General features: G+C 51.5%; 25 protein-coding genes, 1 tRNA gene and 2 pseudogenes. 7 read left to right on the forward strand and 21 right to left on the reverse strand.

Annotated elements, in window-relative coordinates; all coding sequences use genetic code 11:
• Positions 1-256: 256 nt before the first annotated feature.
• A pseudogene (locus H2Z33_RS05240) lies at positions 257-570 on the forward strand (phage polarity suppression protein); the annotation flags it as partial.
• 278 nt (positions 571-848) lie between these two features.
• On the opposite strand, the gene H2Z33_RS05245 reads toward H2Z33_RS05240, so the two are convergent.
• The 10 genes and pseudogenes from H2Z33_RS05245 to H2Z33_RS05285 all read right to left on the reverse strand — a co-directional run bounded on the left by H2Z33_RS05245 (position 849) and on the right by H2Z33_RS05285 (position 8,246).
• A complete protein-coding gene (locus H2Z33_RS05245; RefSeq protein WP_063134988.1) occupies positions 849-2,312 on the reverse strand; it encodes a hypothetical protein in 1,464 nt (487 codons plus the stop codon).
• A gap of 150 nt (positions 2,313-2,462) precedes the next feature.
• Positions 2,463-2,995, reverse strand: a pseudogene (locus tag H2Z33_RS05250) (tyrosine-type recombinase/integrase); the annotation flags it as partial.
• A 36-nt stretch (positions 2,996-3,031) separates the two neighbouring features.
• On the reverse strand, positions 3,032-3,103 hold the full coding sequence (locus H2Z33_RS23560) for an integrase arm-type DNA-binding domain-containing protein (RefSeq protein ID WP_372673300.1): 72 nt from the start codon (positions 3,101-3,103) through the stop codon (positions 3,032-3,034).
• Between the two features lie 566 nt (positions 3,104-3,669).
• Entirely contained in the window at positions 3,670-6,003 is a 2,334-nt protein-coding gene (locus tag H2Z33_RS05255; protein WP_063134986.1) for a primase-helicase zinc-binding domain-containing protein, read from the reverse strand.
• Between the two features lie 14 nt (positions 6,004-6,017).
• A complete protein-coding gene (locus tag H2Z33_RS05260) occupies positions 6,018-6,338 on the reverse strand; it encodes a DUF5375 domain-containing protein (RefSeq protein ID WP_039024508.1) in 321 nt (106 codons plus the stop codon).
• The gene (locus H2Z33_RS05265) at positions 6,335-6,595 is read right to left on the reverse strand and encodes a hypothetical protein (RefSeq protein WP_063134985.1); all 261 of its coding nucleotides are present in this window, start codon (positions 6,593-6,595) and stop codon (positions 6,335-6,337) included. Before H2Z33_RS05265 ends, H2Z33_RS05260 begins: the two co-directional genes overlap by 4 nt.
• 72 nt (positions 6,596-6,667) lie before the next feature.
• Positions 6,668-7,117: a hypothetical protein gene (locus H2Z33_RS05270; RefSeq protein WP_063134984.1), complete on the reverse strand. Its 450-nt coding sequence runs from the start codon at positions 7,115-7,117 to the stop codon at positions 6,668-6,670.
• A complete protein-coding gene (locus H2Z33_RS05275; RefSeq protein ID WP_063134983.1) occupies positions 7,110-7,391 on the reverse strand; it encodes a hypothetical protein in 282 nt (93 codons plus the stop codon). Before H2Z33_RS05275 ends, H2Z33_RS05270 begins: the two co-directional genes overlap by 8 nt.
• Positions 7,384-7,983: a host cell division inhibitor Icd-like protein gene (locus H2Z33_RS05280; RefSeq protein WP_063134982.1), complete on the reverse strand. Its 600-nt coding sequence runs from the start codon at positions 7,981-7,983 to the stop codon at positions 7,384-7,386. The genes H2Z33_RS05275 and H2Z33_RS05280 overlap by 8 nt, the downstream gene beginning before the upstream one ends.
• The gene (locus tag H2Z33_RS05285) at positions 7,980-8,246 is read right to left on the reverse strand and encodes a helix-turn-helix transcriptional regulator (RefSeq protein ID WP_063134981.1); all 267 of its coding nucleotides are present in this window, start codon (positions 8,244-8,246) and stop codon (positions 7,980-7,982) included. The genes H2Z33_RS05280 and H2Z33_RS05285 overlap by 4 nt, the downstream gene beginning before the upstream one ends.
• Before the next feature lie 547 nt (positions 8,247-8,793).
• Between H2Z33_RS05285 and H2Z33_RS05290 the strand changes: the two genes are divergently transcribed.
• From H2Z33_RS05290 to H2Z33_RS05300, 3 genes are read left to right on the forward strand one after another with little or no spacing between them, the layout of a single operon-like run.
• A complete protein-coding gene (locus H2Z33_RS05290; RefSeq protein WP_063134980.1) occupies positions 8,794-9,528 on the forward strand; it encodes a hypothetical protein in 735 nt (244 codons plus the stop codon).
• A complete protein-coding gene (locus H2Z33_RS05295) occupies positions 9,525-9,752 on the forward strand; it encodes an ogr/Delta-like zinc finger family protein (RefSeq protein ID WP_063134979.1) in 228 nt (75 codons plus the stop codon). The genes H2Z33_RS05290 and H2Z33_RS05295 overlap by 4 nt, the downstream gene beginning before the upstream one ends.
• An 18-nt stretch (positions 9,753-9,770) precedes the next feature.
• On the forward strand, positions 9,771-10,337 hold the full coding sequence (locus H2Z33_RS05300; protein WP_063134978.1) for a phage polarity suppression protein: 567 nt from the start codon (positions 9,771-9,773) through the stop codon (positions 10,335-10,337).
• Positions 10,338-10,790: 453 nt separating this feature from the next.
• Here H2Z33_RS05300 and H2Z33_RS05305 read toward each other — a convergent pair whose 3' ends face one another.
• The 8 genes from H2Z33_RS05305 to rraB all read right to left on the reverse strand — a co-directional run bounded on the left by H2Z33_RS05305 (position 10,791) and on the right by rraB (position 17,925).
• The gene (locus H2Z33_RS05305; protein ID WP_063134977.1) at positions 10,791-12,824 is read right to left on the reverse strand and encodes a hypothetical protein; all 2,034 of its coding nucleotides are present in this window, start codon (positions 12,822-12,824) and stop codon (positions 10,791-10,793) included.
• Positions 12,821-13,285, reverse strand: a complete 465-nt coding sequence (locus tag H2Z33_RS05310; RefSeq protein ID WP_063134976.1) for a hypothetical protein — start codon at positions 13,283-13,285, stop codon at positions 12,821-12,823. The genes H2Z33_RS05305 and H2Z33_RS05310 overlap by 4 nt, the downstream gene beginning before the upstream one ends.
• A 2-nt stretch (positions 13,286-13,287) precedes the next feature.
• On the reverse strand, positions 13,288-14,190 hold the full coding sequence (locus tag H2Z33_RS05315) for a hypothetical protein (RefSeq protein ID WP_063134975.1): 903 nt from the start codon (positions 14,188-14,190) through the stop codon (positions 13,288-13,290).
• 143 nt (positions 14,191-14,333) lie between these two features.
• The gene (locus H2Z33_RS05320) at positions 14,334-15,587 is read right to left on the reverse strand and encodes a tyrosine-type recombinase/integrase (protein ID WP_063134974.1); all 1,254 of its coding nucleotides are present in this window, start codon (positions 15,585-15,587) and stop codon (positions 14,334-14,336) included.
• A 163-nt stretch (positions 15,588-15,750) separates the two neighbouring features.
• Positions 15,751-15,835: transfer RNA gene (locus tag H2Z33_RS05325), tRNA-Leu, on the reverse strand.
• Between the two features lie 106 nt (positions 15,836-15,941).
• Positions 15,942-16,664, reverse strand: coding sequence for a hypothetical protein (locus H2Z33_RS05330; RefSeq protein ID WP_063134973.1), 723 nt, complete (start codon positions 16,662-16,664; stop codon positions 15,942-15,944).
• Between the two features lie 30 nt (positions 16,665-16,694).
• Complete coding sequence (gene miaE, locus H2Z33_RS05335) at positions 16,695-17,453, reverse strand: tRNA isopentenyl-2-thiomethyl-A-37 hydroxylase MiaE (RefSeq protein ID WP_063134972.1); 759 nt, start codon at positions 17,451-17,453, stop codon at positions 16,695-16,697.
• A 46-nt stretch (positions 17,454-17,499) separates the two neighbouring features.
• Positions 17,500-17,925: a ribonuclease E inhibitor RraB gene (gene rraB / locus H2Z33_RS05340; RefSeq protein ID WP_029739283.1), complete on the reverse strand. Its 426-nt coding sequence runs from the start codon at positions 17,923-17,925 to the stop codon at positions 17,500-17,502.
• Positions 17,926-18,024: 99 nt separating this feature from the next.
• Between rraB and argL the strand changes: the two genes are divergently transcribed.
• The 3 genes from argL to xynR all read left to right on the forward strand — a co-directional run bounded on the left by argL (position 18,025) and on the right by xynR (position 20,066).
• Positions 18,025-18,120 carry a putative translational regulatory protein ArgL gene (gene argL / locus H2Z33_RS23375; protein WP_213014347.1) on the forward strand — a complete coding sequence of 32 codons (96 nt, stop codon included), beginning with the start codon at positions 18,025-18,027 and terminating at the stop codon, positions 18,118-18,120.
• The gene (gene argF / locus H2Z33_RS05345) at positions 18,090-19,094 is read left to right on the forward strand and encodes an ornithine carbamoyltransferase (protein WP_063134971.1); all 1,005 of its coding nucleotides are present in this window, start codon (positions 18,090-18,092) and stop codon (positions 19,092-19,094) included. The genes argL and argF overlap by 31 nt, the downstream gene beginning before the upstream one ends.
• A gap of 213 nt (positions 19,095-19,307) precedes the next feature.
• Positions 19,308-20,066, forward strand: a complete 759-nt coding sequence (gene xynR / locus H2Z33_RS05350; RefSeq protein WP_010427329.1) for a DNA-binding transcriptional repressor XynR — start codon at positions 19,308-19,310, stop codon at positions 20,064-20,066.
• A gap of 4 nt (positions 20,067-20,070) precedes the next feature.
• Here the strand turns inward: xynR and H2Z33_RS05355 are convergent, their stop codons facing one another.
• The 3 genes from H2Z33_RS05355 to yagF all read right to left on the reverse strand — a co-directional run bounded on the left by H2Z33_RS05355 (position 20,071) and on the right by yagF (position 25,269).
• Entirely contained in the window at positions 20,071-21,681 is a 1,611-nt protein-coding gene (locus tag H2Z33_RS05355) for a glycoside hydrolase family 43 protein (protein ID WP_063134970.1), read from the reverse strand.
• Between the two features lie 11 nt (positions 21,682-21,692).
• Positions 21,693-23,075: an MFS transporter gene (locus H2Z33_RS05360; RefSeq protein WP_063134969.1), complete on the reverse strand. Its 1,383-nt coding sequence runs from the start codon at positions 23,073-23,075 to the stop codon at positions 21,693-21,695.
• A 226-nt stretch (positions 23,076-23,301) separates the two neighbouring features.
• Complete coding sequence (yagF, locus tag H2Z33_RS05365; RefSeq protein WP_063134968.1) at positions 23,302-25,269, reverse strand: xylonate dehydratase YagF; 1,968 nt, start codon at positions 25,267-25,269, stop codon at positions 23,302-23,304.
• Positions 25,270-25,279 lie beyond the last annotated feature (10 nt).

Consider the following 25,279-nt stretch of genomic DNA (forward strand, 5'->3'; position numbering starts at 1 on the left):
TCACCTGAATATGTTAATTAGTTATATCACTGTTATTATATACACGTTCTAAAACAAATTAACAATATCATTTCTGATGAAGTGAATAAAAAATGTTTGGCAACTATAATTAATAATTATAAAAGACAAGTTCTCGGGCTCTAACGAAAGCCGCTTAGGTTAACAATCACAACAAGTTCTCAAAAGATAATTATCATCACAACTTAGACTCCATATTTAACCGCAAGCACATACCGCGATCAGCGTAGAGGTCGCTATTCGCTCGCATGATAAGGTGCATCGCATCAGCATCCGTAACCGGCTGAATGATTTTATGCAGGCGCACGTTGCGGAGCTGGCTACAGGCCTAGCCCCGAGTTGATGAATTATTCCGATCCGCTTCCCGCAGTTCAGCGCTGCACGATACAGCACTCGGTCGACTATTTGCATGAGGCACTGCAGGTCTGGCTGGCCGCCAGTGAAAAAATCAATTATTCGGCGCAGGATAATGATATTTTAACGGCCTTCGGATTCAGGCCTGACCCGGCCTCGCGCAATGATAATCGTGAAAAATTCACACCCGCACAGAACTGGCCGAGGAATAGTCCTTTCAAAAATCACCGAAAATCCCGCCATTTGCCCGTAAAAAAGACATGCATCCATAAGGTGCATGGTTTTGCAAACGTTTTACCAGCTCTGAATCCTCACCAGCGCCAGTACAGGCGCGCCCTGAGGCCGTTCATGCACCTGCATTTAAAGCGACCCTTAGGAGGACAGATGGGACGGGGAGAGCACTGCACGCCAGCGGTAAAGTATTTATTGTATTGAAGAATTAACATACTAAATTATAAAAATAACCCCGTAAGGGGTTATTTTACATTTGAAGCAGATACTTTATTAGGTCTCGCATCAATTATAACCAACTCTTTACTTTGCTTAACCCCTAGCTCTTTAAATATTTTAATTAGCTTAGATAGTTCTGTATCATTAAAATACAAAATCACCTTTATTGATTTTTTAGTTTCATTTGCTGACTCGTAGATTTTAACCTGATTTGCTAGATTCTGCTTTAGCTTAGAATTACTGGCTAATTTAAACTCGACCAATGTTTTGTCTTTAGAGCCTCGTGATATTTTGTAATCCACTGGCCCTCTACCATTATCAACTTCGCTGTTTACATCCGAAATACTGGCAAACCATGTCAATCGAAACATTAACTGTAAGTCGGATTCTCGTTTAACAGGTACACCATTCAAGTAGAAAACTTTATATCCGTTATTATTTTCGATAACTTGTTTAAGATAACTAACCCGTTTATAAGCTTCTTCGAATGTATCATCCTTTTCATGAAAGAAGTCCTCATTCCTTTCAAAAATCATATTAACTAAAAGCTTAACAGCTTCAACATATCTACGCTCAGTTTCACTGACTTTTGCATCACTCTCACGATTAGCCCCATTTGGGTTCTGTTCTTTATAACGGATATAATAATCTATAAAACTAGGATAGTTTTTTATAGTTAAATCCGCAGCTAGCTCTCTTTCTTTTTTCTTTGCCTCATCAGGCAAACATCTATTAAAGTAATCTGATAACTGACCACGCAATTGATCATTAGAGATACTATCACATATATCTCTAAAATCTTCTATCATTTCATTTCTGTTAATCCAGGTTTCATCTTTTGTAAGTATATCCCTTGGTGTTAAAAGAACATAATCGCCATCATACGTCGGTAGTATGAATTTCTTTGATGACCAGCTTCGGGTTTCATAATTAAATTCAACTTTAGCCACCATGTGCTCTGAGAGATATTTTTTATCTATATTATCTTTAGCAAAATCCTCAGTGTACTTTAATAAAAAAGATTTAATTAAGTTGGTGGTAAAATCACTTACACTGTCCTTCCCAACACCGTCCTTAATTAAGCATAACTTCTCAAGGTGACTACCTTTCGTTATTTCTTCCTTGCCAAAATTTTGAAGTATACTAGAGAATGAATTGTTTAATGATTTTGCAAAATCAATACCAAGGCCACTGCCACCGTTGCCGACAACACTATAACCTAACCAGTTTTGCTTTACCTCCGGGAATAAAAACCAACTTTTAATCAATCCACTATTCAACTCACCGTGTTGAGACCGGTCTCGTAAAAATGAAACATATCTAATTATACTTTGATGCAGACTTTTATATTTTTCATTATTAAATAATAAAAATGGATCTATGAATAATGGAAGATCATTAATTAACGAAATATTGAAAGCACCATAGTCTTTTATTTTTTCCGGAGTAACATTAAAAAAATCCGAGAAGTAAATTCTTAATTTAGGCATGGTAATTCCCTTAGAAATAACTCTATATAGTAAAAAACTCCATAGTTACATTACGCTTAATCCCGCTAACATTTCAAGTCGGGTGTGAGGGCTAAGTCATAGAAACGTGATGATGTTTACATAACAACCCACATAGTTTATGTCTATAAACTAGTTCGACTTAGCATAATCATAAGGTGCAACATATATTTTTTATTTGCATTTAAGTAATCAGCCCACCACTGCTCCATCAATCTCCGCTCATCTAAAAGCTCAGAAGTGGGGATATAAGCCGATCGTATACTATTACGTTTTGCGCGGCTTAACTGGCGCTCTATCACGTCATCACTCCATAACGCTGACTCACTTAAAGCACTACGCACCATCGTTCTAAAGCCATGCCCACATACTTCGGTTTTCGTGTCATAACCCATCGCACGCAATGTGCTATTTACCGTATTTTCACTCATAACCTTAGTTGCGTCATGATCACGCGGAAAAAGCAACTCTTTATCACAACTAATCTGCTTTAGCTGCTCAAACAAAATCATAATCTGCCGACTAAGCAGAACGATATGCTCCTCTTTCATCTTCATGCCACGATATGAATAACGCACACCCTTAATTTCTTCTCGTTTTGCAGGCACATGCCAAAGAGATTTATCGAAGTCGAAGTAATCCCAACGCACGAAAGTTAGTAAGGAAAAAGCGAGGCGATCCTCTTTTTTGTCAGAGGGACGTCAGTATTTCATGCGCCAGTATTTAGAACCCTTGGCCGAAACCTCGACATACAATCCGCCGCCATCGGCCATTTTGTAGGTTTAGTCTCGAGCTGTCTGGTGTTGAGCTTCATTTGGGGGCACATTTCTAATCAAAGTTAAGATGCCCGCAATGACATCCGGATTTCAACGGACTACCTAAGACGACTCGAGATAAAAAATCGCTGCAAGCATTGATTCTAAAGGGATAATCGGACTTTTTCGGAAGGTCATGGAGTACTTTTGGTGCGAAGGCCGGACTCAAATCACGATATAACATGTTAAATACAAACAATTTATTTATATAAGACCATTAAAGTGCCCCCTTTTGTGCCCCCATTACTTTTTTACCCCCTCCCATATGCAACACATTGATAAGAATGGCAAAGAACTCTAAAAGCACTCTTCGGTTTGGATCCGTTCTACGGATCCAAACCAAAAATTTGAGAGCACGCAAAAAAACTTTTTTTTAGAAAAACTGTTCACACTGTTCACTGGGCATTATTTTATTTTTATTTCAGCAAGATAGACAGTGAGCAGTCCGTGAACAGTGAACACTTTACTGTTCACTTTCCGGAATTACAGGTAAAAAAAGACCGGCTGATGCCGGTCTGGGTAGGTTACAGGGCTGTGGTTTCGTCACACCGGGGCAGCCAGTCGGCGTTGCTTTCGTCCCTGAGGGCGAGATTGGTCTGCATCCCCTGATTCGTTCGCCGCTTGCCGTAATTCAGCCCATATTCCTTCAGCATTGCCGCCAGCCCTTTGCCGAACATGGTGAGGCTGAGCGTATTCTTGTAGCCGTGCGCCTCCATATAGACCAGATAGGCGTGATAGAGATACAGGCGCGGTTGCTTCGGAATGATGTTAGCGTTCCCCATATACATACCGTCAGGCTCGGGCAGCGCTTCAAGGTAGCCACAAAAATCGAATGTCGGGTCTGAATCGCGTTTGATGCTGAGCGCTTCGTCGGAGTTCTGCTGTGACTGCAGCAACGTGCGCGCCGTCATCGGGTCGCTGAATTTCTGCATAAGCTGACGCACAATAACGGCCAGCTCGCGTGCAATTTTGTCTTTCAGTTGCGGGTCGCGCTCCTCCGGGGCGATTTGTTCCGGGAAATGGATAATCACCCGACGACGCGATACGCCACCGCTGCGGTCGGTGAAACGCATCGGGTTATTGTTCACGGCCAGTATCACCGCCGGAATATGGGTGGAATATGCATCGCGGTATTTCGGGTCGACGGATACGGCATCGCCGCCGGTAATGGCCTTAAGCCCCGCACCGTCCCCGCTCCATTTCTCCTGGTCAGGCAGGCGTATCAGCGAGAAGCCAATCAGCGCCGCACGTTCGCGTGGGGATTCCAGCGTCTCAATGGTCGCAGACGTGGCGTTATCTTCCCCGGCCAGCATGGTCGCGATTTCGGCCAGAATACTTTTCCCGCTGCCCCCGGGGCCGGTCACTTCGAGAAAGAGCTGCCAGTCATAGCGGTTCGCCAGCACCATAAACAGCGCGGCAAGTATCACGTCCCGCTTGTCAGCACATGAACCGGCTGCGCGGTCGAGCCAGCGCCAGAAGTTCGGCGCGTGGGCTTCCAGCGTTTCGCCCTTCACCGGGGGTGTAAAATCCACATCGCAGAGCGTTCGCAGCCAGTGTGCCTTGCTGTGCGGACTGAATACGCCTGTACTGGTATCGAGTACGCCGTTGCGAAAGCCAATCAGGCGACGCGCCGGAGCGTCCTGCTGGGGAATAATCAGTTTCAGGGTGTCGACCACCGAAGCGATTTTCCCGGATGAGAACGGGGCGCGCAGGCGCTGGAAAAGTCCTGCTACGTCACGCGCAAAGTCCGACGGCGGAATGATTTTCCATATCCCGGCTTCATAGCGGGACAGGAGCTGGCCGTTCGCATCCACGGCCAGCGCTTCGCCGTAATGTTCATGCACCCGCATCGCCTTTTCACTCGTGCTCATGGCGGTAAACTCCGCCTCACTCATGGTAGTGAAAGGGCTTTCAGCCACTGGCCGGATGGCGTCATAAATCGCCTTACGTGTGGCTTCCTCACCATTCTGCATAAACGCATCATTCCAGTCACCGAACACCGGCGGCAGGGCAACAACACCCTCACAGGCGTCTGCGGCCGCAGCGGCTTTGCTTTGGCCGTCGCCGTTAAGGTCGCGGTCGGCGGCGAGGACAATCTGACAGGCCGGATGTTTCTGACGGACAAGGCTCGCCAGAGAAAGGAGGTTCACGGAGGACAATGCCACCATGACGGTTTCGCCGGTCAGGTGGTGCACGGTGAGTGCGGTCGCGTAGCCCTCTGCTATCCACTGGCGTTTTCCGGCCTGTTTCTGCCCTTCGATGGTGTGGCATGTCCCTTTTACCTGTCCACCTTTCAGGGTACGTTTGAGGCCGTCAGAATTAATTAGCTGAAGGTTAACCAGCGCGCCGGTTTCGTCATGCAGCGGGACAACCACATCACCGGCGCGGTACGTCACACCGCCGGTTTTGTGCGTGGCCGTGAACATGAGAGATTCACGGCCGGGAAATCCTTTTCGGGTAAGGTAGGCGTTGCCGGTGGCCGGTCGGGTTTTCTCCATCAGTTTCGCGGCCAGCTCGGCCGCCGTTTTGCGGTCGGCATCGGTTTCTGTTTCTGCGGCCGCAATCGCCTCCGGGGCAACCGGTGGCAGGTTGCCGGTGACGGCATTCACCTTTTGGGCGGCCTCTGAGGAAGATACGTCGAATACCTTCTCAACCAGCTTAAGCCCGTCACCCGCGCCGCACTGGTTACAGAACCACGTCCCGCGCCCCTCTTTATCGTCAAAGCGGAACCGGTCAGAGCCGCCGCACACCGGACAGGCCTGATGACGGTTTTTAATCACCTTCACCCCCAGCGCCGGGAGAATGCGCGGCCAGTGGCCGCACGCCTGTCTGACGGTTTCCGTTACGTTCATTTTCATCGTTATTTTCTCCCTCAGTGCAGTACAGGCGATTGGATGTGACGGGCGCAAAGTTCATCCATCACGGCGATCCCGAGAAAGGAAAGAGACGGGGCGGCCTTGAGTGCTCCGGCTTCCATTAAATCCTCCAGTAGCGCACAGGCAATCAGTCGGCCTTTTTCCTCGCCGTGCTGGCGCAGGTAGAACCCCTCCAGTTCCGCCGTCATGGCATTTTCCAGCACATCGAGTGTGAGCTGTGGATAGCGGTGCTGACGGGCGCACAGATTAAGCCAGGCACAGGCCACGGCACGGCGATACAGCGCGGCGCGTAATACGGGCGGTAATGGCTGTTTCATACATCAGCCTCCCCGGTGAGCCAGCGCTGGTTGCAGCGTCCGACCACATCGTCGAGCTGGGTGGTCATGAGGTAAATCACGGAGGTGAGCTGTAACTGCTGCGCCGGGTCGCGGCGAACGGTGGTGCAGTCCTGCACCTGCATCAGTTCGCCGACGAGCCTGCCGACGTTGCAAAGGTGTTCCAGACAGTTGAGGTCATTCTGACTGAGCGCAACATGATGCTCTTTCTGTATTAAGGCCGGGTTATTAACAGGCATGATTCCGTCTCCTGAGCACGTGCGTATCCCTGCGCAGATACGCACATTTTATTTTTGGGTGTCGTTTTTTAATTACAGATAATGGCGGTAGCTGTTATCCGGTTTTATTTCCGTTTCCGTTGCGACATTATTCCGCCATTTTCGCGCCACCGGCGCTGGCCGTCTGACCGGGGAAATATCACCCGGATACTTTTGGATATTTCGCGCGCGGTATTGCTGTAATTCCGGGTCAGCGGCAATTTCACGTAAAACAGCGTGACGGTTTTCAGGGCTGCGCTTAAATACGTCGGGGCGCTCACAGATAAAGTCCTGCAAAAAACGACGGAGCGGAATTTCTGCCATGCTGCCACCGGCAATAATACGAATAAGGATGGTGTAGGTGCGCCGGTACGGGTTCCAGACCAGCCCCGGGCAGCGGTACGGCATATCCCACGGAATACCGTCGGCCAGCACGCCCGACACCATCACATCAGGAAAACCAGAGCAGCGGTAGGTTTCACCCGGCTGAGGGAAATCAAACATGATGCTCACCTCCGTTCACGGATGACGGGGCAATGAAATCACGACACAGGCCTTTGGCCTTGAGCTCCTCCAGCACATAACTGATGTCCTCATGCAGATAACTCAGAATATGAGGGACGGAAAGCTGGTGCAGGCCGGAGAGTTCACGCTGTTGCAAATCCAGCCCGACGAAATGCGTCATGGCGCTGGCTCGGTTGAGTTTATGGAATGACTCAGGGCTGAGATGTTCCTGAACATCACGACCCGCTGAGACGCTCTGAGTGTTGTTATGCATGGCTCACCTCCGCGACCGGCAGACGGGCAGCAAGGGAGAGCACGTAATCGCGAACGAGAGAGCGGCGGGCGGTCTTTTCATCTCCCGCAACAGTGCGGAGCATAGAGATCTGGGGCGTATGATCTGCACGGCGGATGGCAGCAAACACAAAGACAAATTCAGGGTGAGATGGGGTGAGGATCGTAGCCATAAGGCAACCTCCGATAACAGCGTTGACGACGCTATCGCCGGAGTTCTCACGCTCAGTGGCGATAGCCCAGACGGGGGTGAGAATACCGGTGTTATCGGAAACCGGCCAGCCCGAGGGCTGCCCCGCCTGAGCTACCATTGACGTAGCGGCATAATGTGCGAATACGGGCAGGAGACGGAGAGTCACATCTGCACGAATGACCGCACACCACACCATTATCTGGTGCTCTGTGGCGTTTATTGCGACACAAAAAAAGACGCATGGCGCGTCTGGTGTCGCCGATAACAAATACGGGTTCTCACGCCCGGTTGCCGATTTTGCGGCAACGGCAAAACTGTACCAGGAAACACACAACAGATGCAAGCCAGAAAAAGGGGCTTTTTGAAAGCGGCTCTGATTCATGCGTCACACTTCCTGTTGCGGTGAGCGATACGTTCCGCCATCCACGCGGTCACTTCGGACTGGAGCCAGGCGACGTTTTTCCCGCCGAGTGAGACCTGCGCGGGGAAAGCATCACGGGCGATTAAATCGTATAAGGTGGAGCGAGACAGGCCACATAAATGCATCACTTCGGGGAGGCGTAAAAATCTCTCCTGAGCGGCATCAGATATCGGCATCAGAGATGCTACGGAAACAGAAGAAGGATAAGAATAAACAGTTTGCATTAAGCCACCTCGTTACAGTCTATACAGCGCCGGTCGTGTCCGTCCGGCTTCGGGTAGCTCTCTATTTTGTGAATATTTTTCTCCAGTGCAACAGATGCATGTTGTGTCGTAAAGCAGCGTTGTTCGTAAATTATACAGAGAATGAAAAAAGCGGAAAATAATCGACACACGACGCGCTGAGACGTTCACAAAACTCGATTGATTGGTCTTTGCTATTAATCCCACAAAATAAAATCATAAAAACAATGAATCACTCCAGAGGGAATTGCCGCAAGCGGTGAACAGTAGTGAACAGTTGGTGAACACTTTCCTTTCAACTGTTCACCGCTTAACATACTGTATTAACGCTATTTTTATTTACAGTGAACAGTAGTGAATAGTTATATATAAAAAACAAACAGAGAGAGGGTTATCCTGCGACCTTTCTCTGGCCAGCCGCGTTTTTTAGCCTTCGTTTGTGTGGTTTCTGCCACAACGGCAACTGGTCGAGTTGTTGTGCGGCGCGATGCAGAATCTCCTCAGCTTGACATCACTGAGGAGTAACAACATGACCACCACGACCATTCCTGACTATCTGATTCCGGCATTCCGGCAACTGGACGCGGCCAGAGCTGAGCATCTTGAAAACGCCCGCATGATGGATGACACCGCCACCGCAATTGCCCGTACCGCACAGCAAAAAACAGAGCTTGAGCAGGAGAGCGGTAGTGACGCGAGTGAATGGCGCACGGCATTTCGTGCCGGTGGTGCGGTGCTGACGGATGAGCTGAAAAAACAGCATCTGGCGCGTGTCGCTTCCCGTGAACTGGCAGAGGAGTGTGACCAGCTCGCTGAGGTGCTGACCTTTGAATGCGACCGGCTGAAAGGTAACTGTGACAGCACGGCCAGAGCATACCGTCAGGCACATTACAATGTGCTCAGCCAGTATGCGGGAAAAGAGCTGGATAACGCGTTACGCGATTCGTGCGGGGCGCTTGTCCGGGCGATGAAACTCAAAATGCTGGCACTGGGGAATCCTCTTGCGAACACCGTCGGGATTCAGGGCTATGTCGAGCCGGATAAAGCGATTATGCAGGAGGTGCAGACGTGGCTTAAGCAAGCGGTGAAAGACTGCCATATCCGTCTGGCTGATGAGCCGGTGCTGTTTAAAGCCGGGCTGTCGGCCGAGACGCTGCCGCATATGAATTACGGCGTCGCAGTAACCGCCGGTCAGCGTAAGAGCTACTTTGACAAGCTGAGTGTGCGAAAGGCTGACCTTGAAGCGCGAGGATTACTGTCATGATGCACTGCCCGTTCTGTCAGTGTCCGGCACATACCCGTACCAGCCGCTATCTGTCTGAAACCGTCAAACATGCCTATTACCAGTGCACCAACATTCTCTGTTCGGCCACATTCCGGACGATGGAGTCGCTCGACTCGGTTATCAGGCCGCCTTCAGAGACGGAATTAAAGGATGACGAATTTATCTCGGCTCATGCCGGGAAAGCGAAAAAACAGAGTCTGTAACGCCGAGGGAGACGCCTGGTGACAACATTAACGCTACAGCAGGCTTTTGAAGCCTGCCAGAACAACAAAACCAGCTGGCTGACCCGCAAACAGGAGCTGGCCGACACCGAACAGGAATATGGTGAGCTGTTAGTCAGCGGTGAGGATAACCGCCCCCGCAGCCTGCAAACGCTGCGCGATATTATCGACGTAAAAAAATGGGAAATTAATCAGGCTGCCGGTCGCTATATTCGCTCGCATGAGGACGTGCAGCGCATCAGCATCCGTAACCGCCTGAATGATTTTATGCAGGCGCACGGCGCGGAGCTGACCGCTGCACTTGCACCCGAACTAATGGGTTATAACAACCAGCATCCCGCTGTAAAACACTGCGTGATGCAGCATTCAGTCGATTATCTGCGTGAAGCGCTGTCGATGTGGCTGGCCGCTGGTGAAAAAATAAATTATTCCGCACAGGATAATGACATTTTAACAGCCATCGGATTCAGGCCTGACGCGGCTTCGCGGGATGATAATCGTGAAAAATTCACGCCTGCACAAAACCAGAATTACGTCCGAAAACGCGCTGAACTGGCCGCGCAGTAGTCCGTCAAAAAATCCCCGTAAATCCCGCCCTTTTTCCCTTTAAGCCATGCATGCATAAGGTGCATGGTTTTGCATGCGTTTTCGCGCCCCTGCCTCCCCCGCCAGCACCAGCTCTGGCGCGGCCTGAGGCCACCCATGCACCTGCATTAAAAGCGCCCCATTAAGCGGGCAGGCGGGGCGGGGAGAGCATTGCGCGCTAACTTTGAATGACTTAATTATTTTGGTAACCAGCTAAAGCTGATTACCAAATTTTATGCAAATAATTGCAATAGATAATAATCCATATGTATGAAGTGATTTTTCGTAGGCTAGAATGGCGCATTAGGGATGTGTATCGTATCTCAAAATAATTTAAACCAAGGAACTGTAAAATATCTTACTCAAGAGTATAAAGATGGGATCAATTCTGTTGCGCCACTCACATCCTTGTGATGCAACAGAATAATAAAGAGATTACTGCTTACGAATAATATTACTATCAAAATGCATTAGATTTACATGCAAACCATCCAGCATAGCAATTAAATCAGGGTACTTTTCGCTAGTCCCCATAATGATTTGCTTTTCTTCCTGATATGATTCAGACGCTTTTTTGATAAATGTTTTGAAGCTAACATCTTTGGTTTCTTGTTGCCTTGGCTCATCCATAATAAGCAAACCCAAATGATTGGTAGATATGTCGTTCGAGTTCGCATCAAGCATTAATAATGAGTATAAATATGACCAAATCACCCTAATATTATCACTAGCAGATGCTTCAGACCCAATATCTATACCATCCACAGTTGGTTTATATGTATTTGTAGACAAATCGAAGTCTTCTATCGGAGTACTCTTATATCCAAAATCTTGCAAATTAGACTTGAATGAATCCCTTAACAACCGCAACTTTAATTTATCTTTTTGACTAAAACCATCATATGGCAGCACTGCCAGTTTATTATTACAATCCCGCCAGTCGGAAAGAACCGCAAGAAGAGTATCTTTCTTATCCAACTCAAAACTAGACAGCATATTTAAACTGTCGATATATTTTTCCAGCTTAACTTCTTTCCTTATTAACTCTCTAAGTTCTGAGTTTATAGGGGAGGATATACTACGCTGAACCTCCTTAATTTGACAACGTAAATCTCGAACCCTAGCATTGGCTACTTTCAATGTAGCTTCTTTCTTTTCAAATTTTAACTTTTCACTTTTTGCCAAACTGTCAAAAACAGCAAAAGTTTTCTCTAAATATTTTATATTATCTTCAACAGTTAATATTTTGCCATCTAGACTGGCTGGCAAAAGTGTATTCTCCATAGTTTGCCCACAAGTAGGACAACTACCCTCAACAAAAGAAAACTCTTCTTGCGAACCTAACAACTGGAGTTTTTCAATATCCCTGTATTTCCTCAAACTCTCTTTCGTATCATTTAGGCTTTTGTTTATTGAGATAATGTACTGTTTATTGGCCTCTATATCTGATATTAATAAAGACAAAGCATTTTCATTATTAGCTAAGTTAGCTCTTAGGTTATCAAGGATTAAATCCAATGCTACATCGTTTGAGTCATCGCCATTTCTTAACTGCTCTCTGACTAGTTCTAATTCCTTTTCGTGATTAAATTTGTCCTGTGGCAAGGAAATCTCATGGTTATTTTCATCCAATGTATATAAATCACTATCCTGATAAACCTCGGATTTTGGAGTGATCTTGTCTGGTATTCTTGTTGAAACAAAGAACCCATAAGCTTTTGCATTAGACTCTAGATCTGAAAGTGTATTCAACCATTTAACTTCTTGGTTTTTCTTTTCATCCAGACATATTTCCCTCTTCCTTCTTATCTCACGAACATCCAAATTCAGAGTATATTCAAGGATGTTTTGTGACAAGTCTTTTATACCGAGATAGGTTGGCGTTATATTTAATATGCCACCCCAACCTCTTGTCTGCTCAACATAATTAACAGTGAACATTGACTCAATGTATAATGGACACGTTGAACCATCATATTTAATTACTTGGGGTTGCTTTATCCCTAAGTAATTAGAAAGGAAATAATGAAAACCTTTTTCACGTTGAGCAGAACCGGGGTCTTTTAGAAAATAATCAGTGAATGTTTGCGGGTTGATTTTTTCATATTCACAATCATAAACAGTGACTATTTTCGAAGCATCACTATCACTTTTTCTTAAAACCGTAATTGTCTTGCCGTTTTCATTAGCAACTTGAAGATATATTTTTGATTCATTTACTGGGATTTCCTTATCACTATAATCCCTTAATTTAGTTGTTAATGCCGATTTCAAAGGGTTGCTTCTCGATGGACCTAAAATACCTTCTAACCCTAATGCATAGATTATTGACTGTATACACGTAGATTTGCCAGAAGAGTTTTCAGCACTAATAATATTTAATCCGTAACTGAATTTGAGGTCTGTTCCATAAATTCCATCGGTTGTACTTGCCCTGATAACCAAGCGTTCAATTTTAAGCTTGCTCATATAACTCCCTTATATAATATCTGATCTATCTTTTTATCTGAAAACTCAGACTTGCTATAGTTTTCAATAAATTCCTTCTCAAAAACAAACAATGATGAATCTTTATAAATTTTGTTAGACAAAAGCGTCCCTTTGTCAGTTAGAACAACGCTTTTCGCTGCATCTAAAGAAAATATGCCTTCAGCCAGACCCAATGAAATTGCTTTATCTAAGAGCGGGTCAAATCGAATACTGATATCCGCATATGCCCCTTCGGAGAAATATCTTGCTCTCTTATCTGCTGATGATATTAAAGAATATAAAACCTGCATTTTTTTCAAACTCGAAGAGGAACCTCTACATAGTTTGTTAAGAATAATTGTCAGTAAGGATATTCTCCAAATTGGTCTTACTTCAGGCTCAACTGGAGACCCATTTGAGTTAAAGGTCATCTTTTCAGGAATTTCTTTTAAAATATCCATGTTTAAAAATCCAAATTACAACGCATTAGCCAATCACCAACTACTCCAGTTGAAATACATTTTAGATTATCTTGATGAAGACGGCTAGTTTCTTTAAGTTTATTATTGAGGTATTCTATTTGTTGAATAGGTGTCAAAATTTCAGTTTCGAAAAATGCTAAAGACAAATCTTGCTCACGATCCAGAATGCCGTTTGTTATTTTCTCATGTAAAATTGGATAGTTATCTTTGAGATCGCTCATAACGTTTTTATACATAACGATATTTTTTAATAGCATTGTAGACGCATTCTGAACCTGGCTCTCATTATCCCTTATTTTTCTGAGTTTTCTAGAAATATTATCACCAAACTCAGTACTGTTATCTTTAAGATGATCAATATCACACATTTCTACTTGAGGAACTTCTATTCTTAATAATCTTAGTCCACTACTAATTAATTCATCTTCTTCTTTTTTGAAATTGTCCCTATCCCAAATCAATACTTTAAAATCACTATTATCAACATAGGGCAAGTTGGAAGCTAAAACTTCATTTTCTTTGTTTGTTGCATGAACATTCAACTGTTTAGATAAATGCCTTGGTACTACTAAAATCCAACGCCGTATTTTTGTATTTTGTAAAATTTGCTTTAAATAACCTTTTTTATCTAAGATAAATTTCCCAACATCCGCTGTCATTTTATCTCTTTGTTTATCATACAACTTATCTACTGTGCATGCCTCATCAGGGCAATAAGACTGAAACGCATATCCTTGTGTGCAATATCCTTCAATACCTGCATCACCGTTATGAAAGTCAGGTATAGGGATATAATTTTCTTCCCCAAACTTAAGTCGGAGAAGATCGTTTACGTGACCTTCCCACTCCTTGGCTTCCCAAACTTTATTTTTTGATATTTCCATAAACTCGCCAACTTGAGTTGAATTAGTGTTTTAAAATACGAACACCATTAACACAAATAAATAAAAATATCAACAGTTTATAATCAAATCGTCGATTGGTAGCAAATTTTATTTGCTACCAACTTATGTAAAATTTAATACTCTTATAATCGAGCGAAATCGAAGGATGTGATGTAAGTTGATTTATTCATATCAAGATAGTCGGCCCACCACTGAACCATGAGACGCCGTTCATCTAAATGTTCTGAAGTGTGAATATATGCTGCCCGAACATTATTACGCTCAGAGTGACTTAACTGGCGTTCAATCGCATCATCGCTCCATAGTCCCGACTCACCCAACGCGCCACGTGCCATCGTTCTAAATCCATGTCCACACACTTCAGTTTTAGTGTCATACCCCATTGCACGCAATGCGCTGTTTACTGTGTTCTCACTCATAACTTTAGTTGCGTCATGATCACCAGGAAAAAGCAGCTCTTTATCACCACTAATCTGCTTTAACTGGTTTAGCAAAATCATCACTTGTCGGCTAAGGGGAACAATATGCTCCTCTTTCATCTTCATGCCACGGTACGAGTAGCGCACACCTTTAATTTCTTCTCGTTTTGCAGGTACACGCCAGAGAGATTTATCGAAGTCGAACTCATCCCAACGCGCGAAACGTAACTCACTGGAACGCACAAAAGTTAATAAGGAAAGCTCAACCGCGATCCGTGTCATTACACGGCCACGATATGCAGCAAGACGTGCAAGAAACTCAGGGAACCGGCTGGAGGGTAAAGCGGGGTAATGTCGCGCTTTGGTTGTCGATAGCGCACCGGCCATATCACTGGCTGGATTTGAGTCGATGTAATCGTTCTGTACGGCATAACGCATAATGGCCGTAACGCGCTGTTGCAGGCGCTGAGCGACGTCGTGTTTACCACTGGCATCAACTTTTTTAATCGGGGCTAACAGGTGGCTGGTTTTGAGCTGGCGAATGTCGGACGAACCGATATGAGGGAAGATATAAAGCTCAAGATAGCGTAGAACGCGCGATCGGTGATCTTCACTCCAGCGCTTGTTACTGGCATGCCATTCACGACCTATAGTCTCGAAAGTAAATGCCCCCGAATTCTCGGCCTGGGCTTCTTTCTGTTCGGCTTTTGGATCAATGCCCTGCACTAACAGCTTTTTGGCTTCATCGCGCTTTGCTCTTGCCTGAGCAAGCGTCACAGTAGGCCAAACACCAAAAGCGAGGCGATCCTCTTTTTTGTCAGAGGGGCGTCTGTATTTCATACGCCAGTATTTGGATCCCTTAGCCGAAACCTCGAGATACAAACCGCCGCCATCGGCCATTTTGTAGGTTTTGTCTTTTGGCTTTGCGGTCTCGACCTGTCTGGCGTTGAGCTTCATTTGGGGGCACATTTCTAATCGAAGTTAAGATGCCCCCAATTATGCCCCCAATGACATCCGGATTTCAACGGACAACCTCGGACGGCTCAGGACGTAAAAATCGCTGTAAGCATTGATATTTAAGGGATAATTGGACTTTCTCGGATGATCTTGGAAGTACTAATGGTGCCGAAGGCCGGACTCGAACCGGCACGTATTTCTACGGTTGATTTTGAATCAACTGCGTCTACCGATTTCGCCACTTCGGCACTGAAGGGGATGCGGAAACGTTGTGGATTATACCTGTCGCGCGCCGCCATGCAAGCGACGACGCGCTAAACCCACGCTAAGTGCCCAAAAAACCAGCGCCCTTCATCAGTCCAGCTCAGACACCGCCAGCCGAATCACCCTCGCCGCCTTCTGCTCCGGCAGCGCCAGCACCTTCGCCCACATCTCCTGCACCATATCGCAGGAGAGCTTCTCTTTGCCCGCCGCCTTCTCCGGCATTTGCAGCAGCTGGATGTCCTCGCCGTACTTATCGGCAAGTTGCTTCATAATCGGCCGCACATCTTCGACAGCCGCCTCACGCTCGGCGGGGGTCACGGTGTGGCGGTTTTTGCCGTAGGCCGCGCGCATCATGTCGGCATCGGCCTGCATGCGCCGCGCCATCAGGTCTTTATCCAGCATGCGCATCGGGTTGATGCCGCCCTTCACCATCGGGTAGAGAAAGCGGAAACAGGCGTCGTCACTCACCTTCTGGATGGCGGCGGTCTGCTCCATGTTGATGGTCATGTAGTTCACCACGTTGGCGTCCGGAGCGTTTTGCAGGCGCGACATCTGCAGATGCAGGATCTGCGGCTGGATGGTGTCGATAATCTGCTGCTCCGGCTCGCCCGCTTTTTGCAGGGCGGCCATCTGGTCGAGGATGCGCTGATGCAGCGCGGGCTCCTGCTCCTTAATCACCTGCCAGGCGGGCATCGCGTTGAGGGCGGAATCCATCTGCCGTTCAGGGGCGCGCTGCCTGTCGAAAAACCCCCAGAACGCCACGGCGGCAGCCGCAATGACGACAATCACAATACGGGTCCACGTTTTATTCATCTCGCATCCTTATCCTTGAGTTGTGCCGGTTTACACCGGCACGCCGCTGTGGAAGCGAAACTCGTGGTCCGGTGTCGAGATAAGTGTGGCTTCAATTTCGCCAAAAAGCTGTATGCGCGGTGAGATATCGTCGTCGCTCACCCGCCGGGCCAGCGTCAGGTAGTCCTGATAGTGGCGCGCTTCCGAGCGCAGCAGCGAGAGATAGAACTTCTGCAGGTCGTCGTCGAGGAACGGGGCCAGCGCGGCGAAGCGTTCGCATGAGCGGGCTTCGATGTAGGCGCCGCAGATGAGCTTGTCGATCAGCGTCAGCGGTTCGTGGGTGCGCACGTCCTTCAGCATCCCTTTGGCGTAGCGGCTGGCGGTGATTTTGACGTACGGAATGTCGCGGGCCAGCATCGCCTCGCGCACCTGCCAGAAATGGTGCAGCTCCTCTTTGATCAGCAGCACCATGCTGTCGATCAGCGCCTGGCCCCACGGGTCGTCGGTTTTGGGCATCACGCTTTTGCCAATCTGCCTGTGCAGGGCGATAAAGTCCGGCTCCGGGCCGTCGCGGAAGGTGAACTGCTCGTAGGGTTTGAGCCAGTCGAGCAGCGCGTCGGCACCGCTTTCGTCGGCGACGTATTTACGCACCAGCAGCAGCGCGGTCTGGGCGGCCTTGAGCTCGCACACCATGTGGTCGGTAAGGAGCAGCGGCAGGTTCGCCGGGTCGCGGGCTTTATCAATCCATGCTTGCGGGGTCGGGCACTGGAGGAAGTTGAGTACGGGGGCGAGTATCTGCGGGTAATCCATGGTTCTGCCTTGAAAAAGCGGTGGCGCGCGCCACCGCCTGAAACGCTTAGTGACGCACGCCGTCGTCGTCTTCGTCGACGTAATCTTCGTCGTCGCCTTCTTCGCCGTCTTCACCGTTCGGATCTTCGAAATAGGTTCCCCAGCCGTCGTACTCCACTTCAAACTTCTCGGCCAGGTTCATCAGCTGTTCTACCTGCGCGTCGATCAGCTCCGCCTTCAGCGCGCCTTCGCTCAGGATGTCGCAGCAGATGACGGTGTCGCCCTCTTCCACTTCCAGCTCTTCCGGCTCGGTCACTTCGTAACCCAGCTTGAAGGCTTCCACGGCCAGTTTTTCCAGCGCGTCGAAATCATCCGCAGAGAAATGGTGCTCGATGGTGTACAGCGCGTCCGGATCGCTACCGTCTTCCAGCAGTTCTTCAATAATCAGACGCGTCTCTTCGCGTTGCTCTTCCAGGTGTTCCGGGTTTGCCATGGCTCAATCCTCTTTAAAGTGCGGCAGATACTTCTATTTTCACACACGGACGGGTTTGCCTCCACCTTTGTTGGAAAGATTTGTGAAACGGGGTTGCAAATGAATAATTACACATATAAAGTGAATTTTAATTCAATAAGTGGCGTTCGCCATGTGAGGATAAAATGTCTGATCTGTACAAGAAACACTTTCTGAAATTGCTCGACTTTACCCCTGCACAGTTCACTTCTCTGCTGACCCTTGCCGCACAGCTCAAAGCCGATAAGAAAAATGGCAAGGAAGTACAGAAGCTTACCGGTAAAAACATCGCGCTCATCTTCGAAAAAGACTCGACCCGTACCCGTTGCTCTTTCGAAGTTGCCGCATTTGACCAGGGCGCACGCGTCACGTATTTAGGGCCGAGCGGCAGCCAGATTGGGCATAAAGAGTCAATTAAGGACACCGCGCGCGTACTCGGGCGGATGTACGACGGCATTCAGTATCGCGGTCACGGCCAGGAAGTGGTCGAAACGCTGGCGCAGTACGCGGGCGTGCCGGTGTGGAACGGGCTGACCAACGAGTTCCACCCGACCCAGCTGCTGGCGGACCTGCTGACCATGCAGGAGCACCTGCCGGGCAAGGCGTTTAACGAGATGACGCTGGCCTACGCGGGCGACGCGCGCAACAACATGGGCAACTCGATGCTGGAAGCGGCGGCGCTGACCGGGCTGGATCTGCGTCTGGTGGCCCCGAAAGCCTGCTGGCCGGAAGAGAGCCTGGTGGCGGAGTGCAGCGCGCTGGCGGAAAAACACGGCGGGAAAATCACCCTGACGGAAGACGTGGCGGCGGGCGTGAAGGGCGCGGACTTTATCTATACCGATGTGTGGGTGTCGATGGGCGAAGCCAAAGAGAAGTGGGCGGAGCGTATCGCGCTGCTGCGCGGGTATCAGGTGAACGCGCAGATGATGGCGCTGACCGGCAACCCGAACGTGAAGTTCCTGCACTGTCTGCCGGCGTTCCATGACGACCAGACCACGCTCGGCAAGCAGATGGCGAAAGAGTTCGATCTGCACGGCGGGATGGAAGTGACGGACGAGGTGTTTGAGTCGCCGGCGAGCATCGTGTTCGACCAGGCGGAAAATCGGATGCATACGATTAAGGCGGTGATGGTGGCGACGCTTGGGGGTTGAGTCCTCTGCGCGTTGGTGCCCTCACCCCGGCCCTCTCCCACAGGGAGAGGGAGAAAACCCAGCCCGTAGGCCCGTGCAAGCGCAGCGCCGCCGGGCAAATCAGGCGACGATGCGGCTGATGTCCTTTCTCCCACAACCCGCTCTACTCAATTGATTTTTCACCCCGAAAAAGGTACGTTTTCGCCTTAATTCCAGCGTGGACATACCAGCATTATGCCGATTATTCAGTCTGTTGAACGTGCGTTGCAGATCCTCGACCTGTTCAACGAGCAGGCCACCGAGCTTAAGATCACCGACATCAGCAAACTGATGGGGCTGAGCAAGAGTACCCTCCACTCGCTGCTGAAAACCCTCCAGCTTCACGGCTATATCGATCAGAACCCGGAGAACGGTAAGTATCGCCTCGGCATGAAGCTGGTCGAGCGCGGTCATTTTGTCGTGGGCTCTATCGATATTCGGCAGAAGGCGAAAGGCTGGCTGACGGAGCTGTCCCAGCGGACCGGGCAGACGACCCATCTGGGGATCCTGGACGGGCGTGAAGGGGTCTATATCGAGAAGATTGAAGGCAAGCTGGCCGCCATCGCCTATTCGCGCATCGGCCGCCGCCTGCCGGTTCACGCCACCGCCATCGGCAAAGTGTTGATTGCCTGGCTGGGCGAGGCCGAGCTGAACGCCCTGCTGGAGGGCTATCAGTACACCACCTATACCCCTTCTACCCTTGCCTCTCGCGAAGCCTTAATGAGCGCCCTGGCGCAGACCCGCGAGCAGGGTTACGCCCTGGATAGCGAAGAGAACGAGCAGGGCGTGCGCTGCGTGGCGGTGCCGGTGTGGAACCACGAGTCCCGCGTCATCGCCGCCCTGAGCCTGTCGACGCTGACCTCCCGCGTGGACGACGCCGAGCTGGCTAATTTCCGCGAGCAGCTTCAGCAGGCCGGGCTCCAGCTCTCACGCGCGCTGGGCTACCCGGCCTGAGCCGTCAGACCGGCTCGTAGGTGAAGTAGTCGAAGTCAGCGTGGCAGCCGTCGCCGCTGATGTCCTCGCAGTGCAGTCCCACAAACGCGCCGGTGAAGAAGCCGCGCCCGCCGATATAGTCATCCGACAGCTTCCACGCCTCATACGTCACCGGCACGGTGTGCCACGTCTCGCCGTCGAACGAGTAGCTGTAGCGGTAGACCAGCGCATCCACATCCACCCTTAGCCAGACGCTCTTCGCACTCTCCGGCACGGGAATGGGCTGCTCGTGCAGCGGCCACGACGGCACGTTGTGGTCGAGCTGAATAACCTTAATCGTTCTGCCCTGCCCCTCCTCGTAGTCCACAAAGCAGTAGCTCCAGTTTTTGCTGTTGTAGTAGCAGGTCAGCCCCGCGCTCTGCTGGAAGTGAACCGGCGAGAACTGCATCCGCGTCTCGGCCCGGAAGGTGAAGTGCTGCCAGCGGCGCGCCACCGTCGACTGGGTAAAGGTCGAGTTGAGCGAGTCGTTGCCGTAGAGCCGTAAATAGCCGGGGCGCGCGGTGAGTGAGCCGAGGGTGTCGTCGAACGGAATGCGCAGAGTCTGCAATTCAGGGTCAAGCGTGCTGCCGTCGAAATCATCCCGCCAGCTACCCTGAACGGCGGCGGGCTGCTCCGCCACCTGCGGGCCTTTCACGGTCAGCTGCGCGTGCTTACCGCCCTCCACGTACGGCCAGCCATCGCGCCATTCAATGCGGGCGATGCCGGTCTCGCGCCCCAGCGGACAGTAACCGCGTCCGCCTGAGGCCAGCAGCGGCACGCCGGGCAGGCGCAGCGGGCGGCTGGTAAGGTAGGCCATATACCACTCCCCGGTGTGGGTTTGCAGCAGCGAGCCGTGGCCGCTCTTTTGCAGCGGGTTCTCCGGCAGGTGCCAGCTGGTCATCATCGTCACATCCGGGTGAAGCTCGTACGGCCCGTCGATGGTTTTTGCATGCAGCACCACGACGGCGTGCTCGTAGCTGGTGCCGCCTTCGGCAACCATCAGGTAGTACCATCCCGCGTGGCGATAAAGATGCGCCCCTTCGGTGTAGCAGAGCGGCGTGCCGGTAAACAGCGTTTTGCGCTCGGGCGAGAGGGTGCCGGTCTGCGGGTCAAACTCCTGCATCACGATGGTGTTGTGCGGGTTGCTGTGATGGCGCGGCCCCCACGGGCGGTAGAGGTAGTATTTGCGGCCATCGTCGTCGTGGAACAGGGACGGATCGAACCCGCCGTTGCCCATCGGGATCGGCTCGCTCCACGGCCCTTCGATGGACGGCGCGGTGACGAGGAAGTTGCGGCCATTTTTCCACGGCGAATCGACAATCTTCACGTCGGTGTAGAGCAGCCAGAATTTGCCGTCGGCGTAGCTCAGGCACGGCGCCCAGATACCGCCGGAGTCCGGGTTGCCCTTCATGTCCAGCATCGACACGCGGTCCAGCGGCGTGCTGACCAGCGACCAGTTTTTCAGGTCGCGGGAGTGATAGATGCGCACGCCCGGGAACCACTCGAAGGTCGAGGTGGCGATGTAGTAGTCCTCGCCCTGGCGGCACAGGGACGGGTCCGGGTTGAAGCCGGTGAGTATCGGGTTAGTGATTTCCATGTTGCCTCCGGTTAATGGGATGCGGCTGTCGCGGCGTCGGGAATGGCCTCACCCTGCGCCGCGCGGTGCTTGATCAGCTGCTGGCTGATGGCCTCCACGCGGGCGTCGGTGAGCTTATAGAACGACAGCATGATGAACATGCCCGCGTAGAGCACCACCGGCACCACGCAGAACAGAATTTTGATGGTGGTGAGCACCTCCACCGGCTGCACGCTGCTGCTGGCGGAGTAGTTCACGTACGCCAGGATCCAGCCCACCACTGCCCCGCCAATCGCCAGGCCAATCTTCAGGCTGAACAGGTAGGTGGAGAACACCAGCCCGTCGAGGCGGCGCCCGCTGCGGCTCTCCTCGTAATCCACCACGTCAGAGGCCATCAGCCACTGTAGCGGCGTGGTGGTGTTAAAGACGAACAGGAACAGGATGTTGAGGGCGAAAATCAGGGCAATATGCTCCGCCGTCGTGAAGAAGATCAGCAGGCTAATCAGAGAGTAAGCGACAATGATCCACTTAAAGGCGGTAACGCGGTCGAAGCGGCCCAGCAGACGAGACGAGCAGAGCGAGCCGAACATGGTGGCGAGGCTGCCGTAGAGTAAAAACTGGGTCGCCATCTCCGGGTGATCCATCACGTATTTCACGAAGTAGAGCGTTGCCCCGCCGCGTACCACGTTAGAGCAGGTCGCCATCATCTTGAAGGCGCACATGATCCGCCACTGACCGTTGCCCAGCAGCAGCTTAAGATCTTTCGCCACCGACGAACCCGGCTGCACCTCAAAGGTGTAGCGCTCTTTGGTGGTGAAGAAGCAGACATAAAGCAGGGCCACGCCGGTCAGACCCAGCACGCACATGGCGCCGAAATAGCCCACCTGCTCGTTCCCTTTGCCGATGATGCTGACCAGCGGCAGCGCGATGCCGCTGATGGCGAGCGACCCCGCGGCGGCGAGGAAGAAACGCCAGGACTGAAGGGCATGACGCTCTTTCGGGTCGGCGGTGATCACCCCCGGCATGGCGCAGTAAGGGACGTTAACGAAGGTGTAGACCAGAGTCAGCAGAATATAGGTCACGCAGGCATAGATGATTTTGCCCTGCGCGGAGAAGTCCGGCGTGTAGAAGGTCAGCATGCAGACGATGCCGAACGGGATGGCGCCCCACAGCAGGAACGGGCGGAACTGGCCGTAGCGGGTGCGGGTGCGGTCTACCAGCAGCCCCATCAGCGGATCGGTCACGGCGTCGAGCACGCGGGAAACTAAAAACAGCGTCCCCATTATGCCCGCGGAGAGACCGAACACGTCGGTGTAGAAATAGGCCAGCAGGAACATCGTGGCCTGCCAGACGAAGCCGCAGGCGGTATCACCCAGCCCGTAGCCAATTTTGTCTTTCATGGTTAATTGCGTCATCAGAATTACACCCTTATGTAGTGTGCTGAATTACAACATTGCGTTACTGGAGTGTAATGAGCTGCTCAATTAACCAGCAATGGTCATATCTTATTTCTGAATTACGTTATTTCGCTTTTGTGACGCCAGCGATATATCATAAGTCATTGTTTAAATTAGTAAATTAAAGACAAGCAAAAACCGCCCGCGGAATATTTTCCGCAGACGACTTTCTCTCAAAAAATAATTAAAGGCCGAGTGCTTTTTTACCGGCGTTAATTACCTCAATGATTTTATCGGTGTCATAAATACAGCCTTTCCAGGTGCCGCCACTCACGGACTGTAATGCCGCCCACAGCCGGGTATCGTCCGGCAAAAAGTCGTGAGCGTGCAGGTCCGGGTGCGTCTGCCGCCGCGCCAGCTCGCGCGCCCCCTCTTCCGGCGTCAGCGGGTTGTCCGCGGTACCGATGAAGTTCACGCTACCGGTCAGAGTCAGGCGGTCCACGGCAATCTCAATGATGTCGTTATCGCGCAGCTTACCAATCGGCCCTCCCGCCAGCGCCTCCGGCGATACGTGGCCGAAGCAGGCGCCCGTCGACACGCCCGAGAAGCGCGCATCGGTGATGAGCGACACCGTCTTGCCCCACGAGATGTGCTTCAGCGCGGAGGTGAGCTGGTAGGTCTCTTCCATGCCAGTGCCGGACGGTCCACCGCCGATCACCACCATGATATCGCCCTGCGCAATCTCTTCCCGCTTTATGGCCTTGATGGCCTGCGCCTCCGAGACAAACACCCGCACCCGGCCGGTGTGGCGGTAAACGCCATCTTCACCCACCACCGACGGGTCGATCGCCGTGGCCTTGATCACCGATCCTTCCGGCGCGATGTTGCCCGTCGGGAAGCAGACCGTCGAGGTCAGCCCTTTCGCTTTTGCCTTCTCCGGCGGCAGGATCACGTCATCCGGCTCCACGCCGTCCTGCTCGCGCAGGCACTGGCGGAAGCGCGCCCGGCGCTCGGAGGCCTGCCACCAGTCAAGGTTCTCGCCGACCGTCTGGCCGGTCACGGTCATGGCATCCAGATGCAGCAGACCGAGATCGCGCAGGTGGAGCATCACCTCCGGCACGCCGCCCGCGAGGAAGGCACGCACGGTCGGATGGTAGTCCGGGCCGTTGGGCAGCACGCTCACCAGGCGCGGCACCCTGCGGTTAACGCGCGTCCAGTGCTCAACGTCCGGGATCGTGCAGCCCGCCGCGTGGGCGATTGCCGGAATGTGCAGCAGTAAATTGGTGGATCCGCCGAACGCCGCGTGGATCACCATCGCGTTTTCGATGGCTTTGTCGGTGAGGATATCGCGCGTGGTGATGCCGCGGTTATCCAGTTCACTGACCGCGCGTGCCGACTGGCGGGCGATCTCCAGCCACACCGCCTGCCCGGACGGCGCCAGTGCAGAGTGCGGCAGCGCCAGACCCAGCGCCTCCGCCACTACCTGCGAGGTGCCCGCCGTACCGAGGAACTGACACCCGCCGCCCGGCGACGCGCAGGCGCGACAGCCCAGCTCGGCGGCCTCCTGCAAGGAGAGCTCATGGTTGGCGAAGCGCGCGCCGATGGTCTGCACTTTGCCCGCATCTTCCCCCACGGTGGGCGGCAGCGTCGCCCCGCCCGGCACCAGAATGGTCGGCAGATCGTGCATGGAAGCCAGCGCAATCATGGTGGCGGGCAGCCCTTTATCACAGGTCGCCACGCCGATCACCGCCCGGCGCGTCGGCAGGGAGCGGATCAGGCGGCGAAACACGATCGCCGCGTCGTTGCGGTACGGCAGGGAGTCGAACATGCCGTGCGTGCCCTGCGAGCGACCGTCACACGGATCGCTGACGAAGGCGGCGAACGGGATCCCGCCGTTGCGGGTGATCTCCTTCGCCGCCGCCTGCATCTGCATGCCGATCTCCCAGTGTCCGGTGTGGTAGCCCAGCGCAACCGGACGCCCGTCTCCGGCGCGGATGCCGCCCTGGGTGCCGATGATCAGCACCTCTTTGCCGGTGAGTTTGTTGGCATCCCAGCCCATCCCGGCGTTCTGCGTCATACCGAACAGGTTGCCGCTGGGGGATTCCATCAGCATCTGCGGAGTCAGCGGCAGCGCGCCCTGCGGCCCCGCCGCGTGGGTGATCACCGCATAAAACGCATCGTCCTGTGGGGTGAAAATTTTCTCAATGGTCATCGTTATCGTC

The organism is Enterobacter sp. YSU (assembly GCF_016082135.1).
Taxonomy (GTDB): domain Bacteria; phylum Pseudomonadota; class Gammaproteobacteria; order Enterobacterales; family Enterobacteriaceae; genus Enterobacter; species Enterobacter hormaechei_C.